We start from the raw sequence: 9,370 nt of genomic DNA, 5'->3' as shown, positions 1-9,370 counted from the left end.
TTTATTTGCAGACTATTTTTTCAATTGCTTCTGCTGCCTTTCCCGGTTGAAATGCACTTCCAACCAAAGGAAGGATGACTCTGTCAGATATTTTCATCTCTTTCACCACTTCTTAATAAAATTACATTTTCTGCCAGTATGTGTATATTTCTTATTATAATATACATTAAGTGACGACTCAATAGAGGATTTTTAATAAAGCTGTAACTCCCCTGTTTCTCTGGTTTGATTCTTGTAATATAATTGACATGCCACTCTCCCCAGTGTCCAAGACCACCAAGTAGAAACACCTTGAAAAACCTGATTTAAAATCTGTCTTATAAAACCGATCAGCAGATAATAATTGGAATAAATTCCACCAGATACCACACTGACAAAACCCGAAAGATTCAAATTATCTGTGCTGCTTACAGCTACATATCCAAGCTTATGCATCAACATGGTTTTTACAATGTTCAGAATCTGTTTCTTTTCCAAATAGGAGCATACGTAAGGTATGTGTGGTCCAACCTATGCTGCGCAAACTCATCCAGTCCAGCACATGTAACCTAGACTTTCTTTGTACATCTGATCTTCTTGAAAAAAAGAAGATTTTAATGTCAATATACCAATTTATTCAATTATTTTGCTTGAAAATCAAGTGTTTATACCAGATTTTCCGGTGGGAAAGTTGAGTAAGTATACTATAAGTATTTATTAGACGGAAATTTTGATGTAATCAAAAAGAGTATCACGTTTCTTCTTGTTTACGTGATACTCTTTCTTTTATGGCTTCTGACTGTTACTGCTGATATACGTTTTACTTTTTCATTTACAATCTGTTTTATTTTACACCATGGTCCACCTGGTACATATGCGAAATCAGGCGGAAGATCTGACTGGTATATCCCCATTCATTATCATAAAAACTGATCAGTTTGAAAAAATGACCGTTTACCTGGATTCCTTCTCTTGCATCAAAAGAGGATGCGTGATTATCTCCGATAAAATCGGAAGAAACAACTTCATCATCCACATAATCCAGAATCTCCTTAAGAGTTGTTTCGGAAGCTTCCTTCATTTTCTTGCAGATATCTTCATAAGTGGTTTCTGTCTTCAAAGCGACATTCAGATCCACAATGGATACATCTGAAGTCGGTACACGATAAGAAATTCCATTCATGCGGTCCTTTAACGCCGGAATAACAAGTGAGATTGCTTTTGCAGCTCCTGTTGAAGATGGAATCAGATTTCCGAATACAGCACGACCTGTACGCCAGTCTTTCAGCGAACGGCAGTCAACTACTTTCTGTTTTGCTGTAGCTGAATGGATGGTAGACATCAGACCATACTCTATTCCGTAATTATCCTCCAATACCTTACAGATCGGTGCAAGACAGTTTGTTGTGCAAGATGCATTTGAAACGACCTGCATAGATGAATGATAAAGTTCATGATTCACTCCCATTACAAATGTCGGTGTGTCCTGATCTTTAGCCGGTGCAGAGATGATCACTTTCTTTGCTCCACCCCGGATATGTGCCATTGCTTTTTCTGTCGTACAGTAAGCACCTGTCGCATCTATAATGTATTCTGCTCCACACTCTCCCCACGGAATGTCAGCAGCATCATTTTCAGAATACACTCGGATCTTCTCGCCATTTACAACAATTCCATCCTCATATTTTTCCAGACTTCCCTGGAAACGTCCAAAGATCGAATCGTAACGGATCATATAAATCATATAATCCAGGTCTGCGTTTCTTACATTGATCCCACAAATTTTAAATTTTTCCGGCTGATTGATGGCAATGCGGAATGCAACTCTTCCAATTCGTCCAAATCCGTTTATGCCGATTGTTATTGCCATATTAAATACCTCCCTGTATATGACATATTGATACTTTTTGTATCTTCTTCCCTTGCAATAACAGTCCGCCACAATCTATTGCGAGTGTAACACACTTTTTTTTAAAATGCTACCGAAATGGCAGTAATTAATCATTTAACAGGATTCCTATTTTTTTAACAGGATTCTTAATTTTTTAACAAAGCTGTAACTCCCCTGTTTCTCTGTTATGTCTTTCAACCTGATATGTCAAAACTACCGTAACAACTACCATAATGCACATACAAACCAGAAGCCCGGCAATATTCCAGATCCATTGTTTTCCTTTCCCGCCAACATTCAGTACAAATCGAATAATATTAATACAATATGTAAGCGGAAATACAAGTGAAATCATTTTTGCCCAGAAAGGAAAACAGTTCCGTGGAATTCTTGAACCGGAAAACAATGTCATCGGTGTATCAAAAATATCCATAACAATCGAAGCATCTCTGGAAAACATAAAAATGGAATTCAACATTCCACCCCAGATTGTGGAAGACAGTAGCAACAAAAGAAAAATAAATGGCAAAATCAGTATGTTGTGGAATTGGATTGCTTTTGTATAAAACAGAATGAATACGCAAAAACAACAGAACATCCATACTTCCTGAATCAATGCGCCAAGTGCTCTCCCATACATCATAGCCAGACGGTTCGCAGGGGAAAGAAAGGTAATTTCCAAGGTACCGCCTTTTCTTTCCTGATTCGCCATCGACCATGCATTTTGTACCATCGACCAGAAGCATGTATAGGACATAAATCCGGTTCCTAAAAAAGCCAGTAATTCTTTGCTGTCAGAAATTCCCATATAACCGGTTAAAGAAAATGGTTTGTAAGTATAATAGACTTCTAAAAATCCAAAAATCGGCCAGATCAGCAGCGACAAATATACAAAAGCTGAATGATAATCATGTTTCTGTTGTTTTTCAATTTCTGCTTTTATTACCAAAAATATTTTCTTCACTGTCTTCTCCTCTTGATCTGTAAATAATTTTCATCAATATTTCTTCCAGTCCAGGTTCCTGCAAAACCATCTTCGGTTCACTTGCAAACAAATCTTTTAGTTCTTCTTTGGTACCCTGTGCAATCATTTGCCCATTATCCAGAACATAAATATAATCACAAAGTTCTTCAGCCTCACTTATATAGTGTGTTGTCAGGAGAACCCCTTTTTTTTCCTCCTGAGCCAACTTTTTTATCATAGCCCGTATCTCTTTGGCAATCACAATATCCAGTCCAAGGGTTGGTTCATCCAGAAAAATATATTCAGGATCGTTAATCAGTCCTCTTGCAATCTGTAGCCGCTGTTTCATTCCTTTTGAATATCTTTCAACCGGTATATCTTCGGCTTCTACCAGCCCTACTATTTTGATGTAGGCATTATAGGGATGAAGGTCAGGTTTGTCAATGTTTAATTTGATTTTTCGCTCTGTAATTTTAAAATATTAAAAGGTGCTAATCCAGCAAAAAACCAAATTAGCACCCTACTAATATTAAAATATTGTTTATCTTACACCTAAATCAGATTCTCTACAATTATTGTGAAATTATCACTCTACATACGGTGATCCACCAAACGGATACAGAAAAATCTTTTACCAGTTAGACCTGGTCGATCAGGCTCTCGCAAAGTCAAACCCAGGTCAGCGATAATCATCTGGACAACGTCTTAACTAATTGACATTTCCCACTAAGGAATCTCTTTTTCCTCTAATCCAAAGTACTTCCAACTTCCATAAATCCGATTCTTTTTCCATCAAAATCAAATTTCTTACCTTTATCATAATAAATTCTGTCCATATTTAATCCCGTGTTTTAAAACCGTTACTTTCTGGAAGCATTTGGAAATGACGGTAAAACTGCGCTTCACATCCAGAACTTTTTCACAGTAATGTTATAACCGACCATACTCTCACCAGTCCAAGCAAAATCGCCACTCCCCCAATTACAAAACAGATCAGACTCAGAAAATGACTTCCTCCACCTGTTATGTCTTTTAAAGTTTCCGTCACATCTTTCGGATTCTCCGGATCATAATATCCCGGATATTCCTTTCCGACAGGATACTGATCGATCGAGCTTCCCAGGCGTGTGTGATATTCATATCTCTGACCATTTACAATATACTCATAAATCGGGGTATAGCTGGTAACATATATGATTTCACCTGGTTCATTAGAATCCCTTTCCTCCCGTTCATGCTTCTCCACACCGATCACACGCAGTGTGGTGCGTCCTGTATAGCGCTGCTGATATTTGGCATTTTCAGCATTTGCTTTCTTCCACAGCTTTTTTCCAAACCAGATCAGTAAAACACCCAAAAGTAATGGAATTGCTGCTATACTAAAAGAATACACATAGAAATTTACCATAGTCTTCCTCCTCTTTTTAAAACCATGTTCTGAACGCTTTGTTAGCTTAAGTATAGCACAAATGGGGATGTGTTCCATATTCGTATCGTTTCATCTATTCAATACCTATTACTTCTCCTAGTGCAAGCACCGCATTTCTTACGCATTCCGGACATTCACAGAGTACTTTGCCTGTGCCGACGCCCTTCAACTCCCTGCAGATTGTTGCCCCGCATTTTTGCTGAAACTTCGCAAGGATTTCTTTGGAATAACGAGGCGTTCCGGCTCCGTCTGTCAGGATTCCGGCGGTCATCACAGCTCCAATGAGTGCCCCACAGGTTGCTTCCAGACATCCCATTCCTGCTGCATAGCCTGCGGTTAATTTCATCAGTGTCTCATCGTCCAATGGAAGCTTATCTTCAAATACTTTTACCACTGCCTGGGAACAGTTGCATGCTCCGGCAGCTTTTAAATCTGCAGCTTTTGCTGCGCGTTCTTCGATTGTCATATTCATCTACCTCTCTTATTTTTTCAATCTGACAAAATTTTTTCAAAGGCTTCGCCTCAGTCTTAGCTGCTCTCTGAAAAAAATTCCGGTATATTCTCCATATACCTGTAAACATATACAGGGAACAGACTGATGCCTGTTCCCTGCCTGTTAATTCCTATTGTAACATAAATCTGTTAGAATCCCATCCACTTTTTCAGAATACCGGGACACATTCTTTTAAATTTGATACATTCTGAATCCTAGATCATCTCCAAAAATGCAGCAATTCGTGTATCCAGCTGTCCGATATCTGCCTGAGAATAATCAGTCTCTACATGGATATACGGAAGTCCTTTGGATTTTACAAATTTCTCAATGCTCTTTGCCTCAATATTGTAAGTATGACATGCCTGAAGTGTCATTTCTACTACACCCTCGATATTATACTCTTCAAGGAGTCTTCCCATCAGTTCGATACGGTTGTTATCTGGTGTCATAACGGAACATCCGATTGCAAGATATCTCTCTGCAATTGCTTTGTAGATGTCCTCTGCATCTTCATCGATGAGACGGTCAACAGATTTTGCACCTCCACAGTTTTCATAGACTACAACATTTCCACCGTGTTCTTCGATGGCTTTTACAACCTTCATCGGCGCACCGCTGCTTGGACATCCGGTTAAAAGGATACGTTTTTTTCTCTCTGGTTTTTCACCTTCTTCGTATTCTTTCATCAGCTTTTCACGAAGGGCATCAATTTCTGCCGGCATCTTTTCTTTGTCGAATTTGAACTGGCTTCCATAGAGAACGCCGAACAGCTGGGAACCGTTCATCGGAGCCGGATCATTTTTCATAACTTCGTAGAATTTCTTCAGTGCAATGCGTCCCTGGTTGGATACATGAACGGCATGGCGCACTTTTTCTTCTGTGATCTCTACATTAAATGTCTTTTCCAGATATTCTTTGAAACGGATGATCTCTTTTGTCCACAGTTCCAGGGAATCTTCTCTCTGTGAGTTTGGAAGTTCCATGATATAGACATTTTTGAATTCTTTCATCAGTTCGTACATCTTTTTCTTTCCATCACAGGTTGTCTCTCCGACTACCACGTCTGAGAAATAGAAGAATGGACATTTGTCAGATACGGCAAAACCGTAACTTGCCTTTACCATCGGGCACAGATTCTTCGGCAGATCCTTTTCTGCGATTGGGATCGTTTCATCGGATGTAGAGCAGAGTCCTACGGTAACTGCTCCCATAGCCATTGCGATTTCCTGTGGGAAGTAGGTACAGTACGCACCTACAACCGGAATTCCTTTGTCCTTTACTTCTTTCATTACCAGGAAAGATCTCTGTCTCTGCTCTGCAAATTCTTCAAAAATCTCCGGCAGCTCTTTTACTAATTCCATTTTTATTTTCCTCCTTTATTGTATGCATTTTAAGCATTGAATACATATTTATCGAGACGGTCAAATGCTTCTTTCACTCTGGATGTTGGCAGTGCAAGGTTCATACGGATATACCATTCACCATGGAATGGCTTTCCGTTCTGCCAGAACACACCTGCTTCATATCCCATCTTCAGAACGTCTTCCAGGCTCTTATCATGTGCCTTGCACCATTCTTCACAGTTAACAAACAGCATATAGGTTCCCTGCGGTCTGGTTACGGAAACACCTTCAAAATGTTTGTCGATATAATCACATGCATAAGCGACATTTTCCCCGATCACTTCACAAAGCTCGCCTACCCATTCCTGTCCTTCCGGTGTATACGCACCCATCAGTGCATGCATTGACAACACATTCATTGAATTGTAATGGCAGAGTGAGGACTCTTTTAACACTCTGTCTTTCAGGCGTTTGTTGTATATAATATGATAGCTTCCGATCAGTCCGGCAAGGTTGAAGGTCTTTGACGGTGCGTATAAAGCAACCGTTCTGTTTCTTGCATCTTCAGAGACCGACTGGGTTGGGATATGCTCGTTTTCATATAAAATAATGTCGGACCAGATTTCATCGGAAATAACGGTCACATCGTATTTTTTATAGATTTCCATTGCTTTCTCGATTTCCCAACGCTCCCATACACGGCCGGTCGGATTGTGCGGTGAACAGAAAACGGCTGCATGGATCTTGTTTTTCACGATCTTCTCTTCCATATCCTCAAAGTCCATCCGCCAGATGCCTTCTTCATCCTTTTTCAGCGGGCTGTGGATGATATGGTAGCCATTGTTGTTCAGCGTACCGGTAAATCCTATGTAAGTCGGTGCATGGACAAGGACATTGTCACCCTGTGAGCAGACTGCGTGAAGTGCACTTGCCACGCCACCTAAAACTCCATTCTCATAACCGATATGTTCTTTTTTCAGTCCGGTCACATGATTCCGTTCTTCATGCCACTTGATGATGCTGTTGTAATACTCATCTCTGGTAATAAAATATCCATAGGTCGGATGTTTGGCTCTTTCGATGATCGCTTCGGTGATCTTCGGGAGTGCCGGAAAATTCATGTCCGCAACCCACATCGGAATATAATCCATTCCTTCTCTTACTTCTACTTTGTTCCCTGGTCCAAGCATATTTGGAAGGATATCCACTGCAAGGGCATCTTTTCCTTTACGGTCAATAATACTTGTAAAATCGTACTTCATTTTTTCTTTCTCCTCTGTTACATACACTTTTTTCTTTTAGTCATTATACAGGTGACATGCTACATAATGTCCCGGAACAATCTCTATCATCTGAGGTTCTTCCTTACGGCAGATCTCCATACAGTTTTCACAGCGTCCTGCAAATCTGCATCCAACTGGTGGATTCACCGGACTTGGGACATCGCCTTTTAACATAATACGCTCTTTTTGTGCTGATGCCTCAGGATCCGCAATCGGAACCGCTGATAAAAGAGCTCTCGTATAAGGATGTTTTGGATCAACATATAACTTAGAGGATTCTGTAAGTTCTACCATTTTCCCCAAGTACATTACCCCTATACGATCTGATATATGTTTTACAATAGACAGGTCATGTGCAATAAACAACATGGTCAGATTTTTTTCTTTCTGTAATTTCATAAGCAGATTTATAATCTGTGCCTGTATTGAAACATCCAATGCTGAAATAGGCTCATCACAAAACAAGAATTCCGGATTAACGGAAAGTGCTCTGGCAATTCCAATCCTCTGACGCTGCCCACCTGAAAACTCGTGGACATTTCTCGCTGCATGCTCTGCATTCAATCCAACCATCTCAAGTAGTTCCGCTACCATCTTCTTTTCTTCCGTTTTGTTCTTCGCCATCCCATGAATCTGGATTCCTTCTGCTATTATATCATAAACCTTCTGGTGTGGGTCAAGAGAAGCATACGGATCCTGGAAAATCATTTGCACACGTTTTGTAAATGCAAACCGTTCTTTCTTTGACATGGTATGAATGTTTTTTCCGTGAAACAGAACCTCTCCATCTGTTACCGGATACATTCCAAGACAGGTTTTTCCACAGGTTGTTTTTCCGCATCCGGATTCACCAACAATTCCCAGAGTCTCACCTTCGTAAATATCAAATGACACATTATCAACAGCCTTTAACTGTTGTTTTTGAGCAGCCGGAAAATATTTTTTCAAATTTTTAACTTCTAAGATTTTCTTTTGGCTAGGCATGTGCAACACCTCCCTTTGCGGCACGTTCATCCATCATCCAGCAAGATGCCCTGTGACTGGAAGATACCGTTTTTTCCTCCGGCATATACTGTGCACAAATATTCATTGCATGCGGGCATCTTTCACAAAATGCACATCCCTTCGGCGGATTTGTCATATCCGGAATGTTTCCTTCTATGGTACAAAGCATTTCTTTTCCGTCTCTGTCCAATCGTGGAACGGAATTTAAAAGGGCTTTTGTATATGGATGAACCGGATGATAGAAAATCTCTCTGACCGTGCCCTCTTCTACAATTTTCCCGGCATACATAACTACAATTTTATCAGCCACATCCGCCACAATTCCCAAATCATGCGTAATCAGCAGAATTGCCATATTCAGTTTTTTCTGCAGGGCTTTCATTTCAGCCAGAATCTGCGCCTGGATCGTTACATCCAAAGATGTGGTTGGCTCATCAGCAATCAACAATTTCGGATGAGAAATCAATGCAATTGCGATCATAATCCTCTGCCGCATTCCACCAGATAACTCATGGGGATACTTTTCAAGACATTTTTCAGCATCTGCAATGCCTGTTAACTTCAGCATATCGATTACTTTTTTCTTTTTTTCTTCTTTAGAAGTCGTTACGGCATGATTGTCAAGACTTTCCATGATCTGCTTTCCGATTTTCATGGTTGGATTTAAAGAAACAAGTGCATCCTGAAAAATCATAGAACATTCTTTGCCACGGAATTTTCTCCACTCCTTAGAAGAATATCTTGCGATATCTGTACCTTCAAATATGATCTGGCTTCCTTCCATTACTTTTCCCGGCTTTTTTACAAGCCCCATAATAGTTTTCGCTGTAATCGATTTTCCACAGCCCGATTCACCTACCAGTGCAACCGTCTGTCCTTCTTCAATAGAAAACGATATATCACGCACCGCCTGCACAGTGCCTCCATATGCAGCAAAATTCACAGCCACATGTTTCATTTCTAATAAATTATTCATTTTT

9 protein-coding genes are annotated in these 9,370 nt (G+C 40.0%); all 9 read right to left on the bottom strand.

Annotated elements, in window-relative coordinates:
* Positions 1 to 823 precede the first annotated feature (823 nt).
* The 9 genes from gap to ACYQ5K_RS04885 all read right to left on the bottom strand — a co-directional run bounded on the left by gap (position 824) and on the right by ACYQ5K_RS04885 (position 9,366).
* Positions 824 to 1,849 carry a type I glyceraldehyde-3-phosphate dehydrogenase gene (gene gap / locus ACYQ5K_RS04925; protein ID WP_173688195.1) on the bottom strand — a complete coding sequence of 342 codons (1,026 nt, stop codon included), beginning with the start codon at positions 1,847 to 1,849 and terminating at the stop codon, positions 824 to 826.
* A gap of 175 nt (positions 1,850 to 2,024) precedes the next feature.
* The gene (locus ACYQ5K_RS04920) at positions 2,025 to 2,834 is read right to left on the bottom strand and encodes an ABC transporter permease (protein ID WP_195230395.1); all 810 of its coding nucleotides are present in this window, start codon (positions 2,832 to 2,834) and stop codon (positions 2,025 to 2,027) included.
* Entirely contained in the window at positions 2,797 to 3,237 is a 441-nt protein-coding gene (locus tag ACYQ5K_RS04915) for an ABC transporter ATP-binding protein (protein WP_330585997.1), read from the bottom strand. Before ACYQ5K_RS04915 ends, ACYQ5K_RS04920 begins: the two co-directional genes overlap by 38 nt.
* A gap of 516 nt (positions 3,238 to 3,753) precedes the next feature.
* A complete protein-coding gene (locus ACYQ5K_RS04910; protein ID WP_173688193.1) occupies positions 3,754 to 4,242 on the bottom strand; it encodes a DUF3592 domain-containing protein in 489 nt (162 codons plus the stop codon).
* A gap of 94 nt (positions 4,243 to 4,336) precedes the next feature.
* Positions 4,337 to 4,729 (bottom strand): C-GCAxxG-C-C family protein, encoded by a 393-nt coding sequence (locus ACYQ5K_RS04905; RefSeq protein ID WP_173688192.1) that lies wholly within the window; start codon positions 4,727 to 4,729, stop codon positions 4,337 to 4,339.
* A 242-nt stretch (positions 4,730 to 4,971) separates the two neighbouring features.
* The gene (locus ACYQ5K_RS04900) at positions 4,972 to 6,120 is read right to left on the bottom strand and encodes a double-cubane-cluster-containing anaerobic reductase (RefSeq protein ID WP_055260543.1); all 1,149 of its coding nucleotides are present in this window, start codon (positions 6,118 to 6,120) and stop codon (positions 4,972 to 4,974) included.
* A gap of 29 nt (positions 6,121 to 6,149) precedes the next feature.
* Complete coding sequence (locus ACYQ5K_RS04895; RefSeq protein ID WP_173688191.1) at positions 6,150 to 7,364, bottom strand: MalY/PatB family protein; 1,215 nt, start codon at positions 7,362 to 7,364, stop codon at positions 6,150 to 6,152.
* A gap of 36 nt (positions 7,365 to 7,400) precedes the next feature.
* Positions 7,401 to 8,369, bottom strand: a complete 969-nt coding sequence (locus tag ACYQ5K_RS04890) for an ABC transporter ATP-binding protein (RefSeq protein ID WP_173688190.1) — start codon at positions 8,367 to 8,369, stop codon at positions 7,401 to 7,403.
* Positions 8,362 to 9,366, bottom strand: a complete 1,005-nt coding sequence (locus ACYQ5K_RS04885) for an ABC transporter ATP-binding protein (RefSeq protein ID WP_173688189.1) — start codon at positions 9,364 to 9,366, stop codon at positions 8,362 to 8,364. The genes ACYQ5K_RS04890 and ACYQ5K_RS04885 overlap by 8 nt, the downstream gene beginning before the upstream one ends.
* Positions 9,367 to 9,370 lie beyond the last annotated feature (4 nt).

The sequence above is a fragment of the Allocoprococcus similis genome (assembly GCF_054660775.1).
This window is presented reverse-complemented; position numbering and strand designations above follow the sequence as displayed.

Coding starts and splice junctions, on each gene's coding strand:
- gap (WP_173688195.1), bottom strand. CDS start 1,849: ATGGCAATAACAATCGGCATAAACGGATTTGGACGAATTGGAAGAGTT.
- ACYQ5K_RS04910 (WP_173688193.1), bottom strand. CDS start 4,242: ATGGTAAATTTCTATGTGTATTCTTTTAGTATAGCAGCAATTCCATTA.
- ACYQ5K_RS04905 (WP_173688192.1), bottom strand. CDS start 4,729: ATGACAATCGAAGAACGCGCAGCAAAAGCTGCAGATTTAAAAGCTGCC.
- ACYQ5K_RS04900 (WP_055260543.1), bottom strand. CDS start 6,120: ATGGAATTAGTAAAAGAGCTGCCGGAGATTTTTGAAGAATTTGCAGAG.
- ACYQ5K_RS04895 (WP_173688191.1), bottom strand. CDS start 7,364: ATGAAGTACGATTTTACAAGTATTATTGACCGTAAAGGAAAAGATGCC.
- ACYQ5K_RS04890 (WP_173688190.1), bottom strand. CDS start 8,369: ATGCCTAGCCAAAAGAAAATCTTAGAAGTTAAAAATTTGAAAAAATAT.
- ACYQ5K_RS04885 (WP_173688189.1), bottom strand. CDS start 9,366: ATGAATAATTTATTAGAAATGAAACATGTGGCTGTGAATTTTGCTGCA.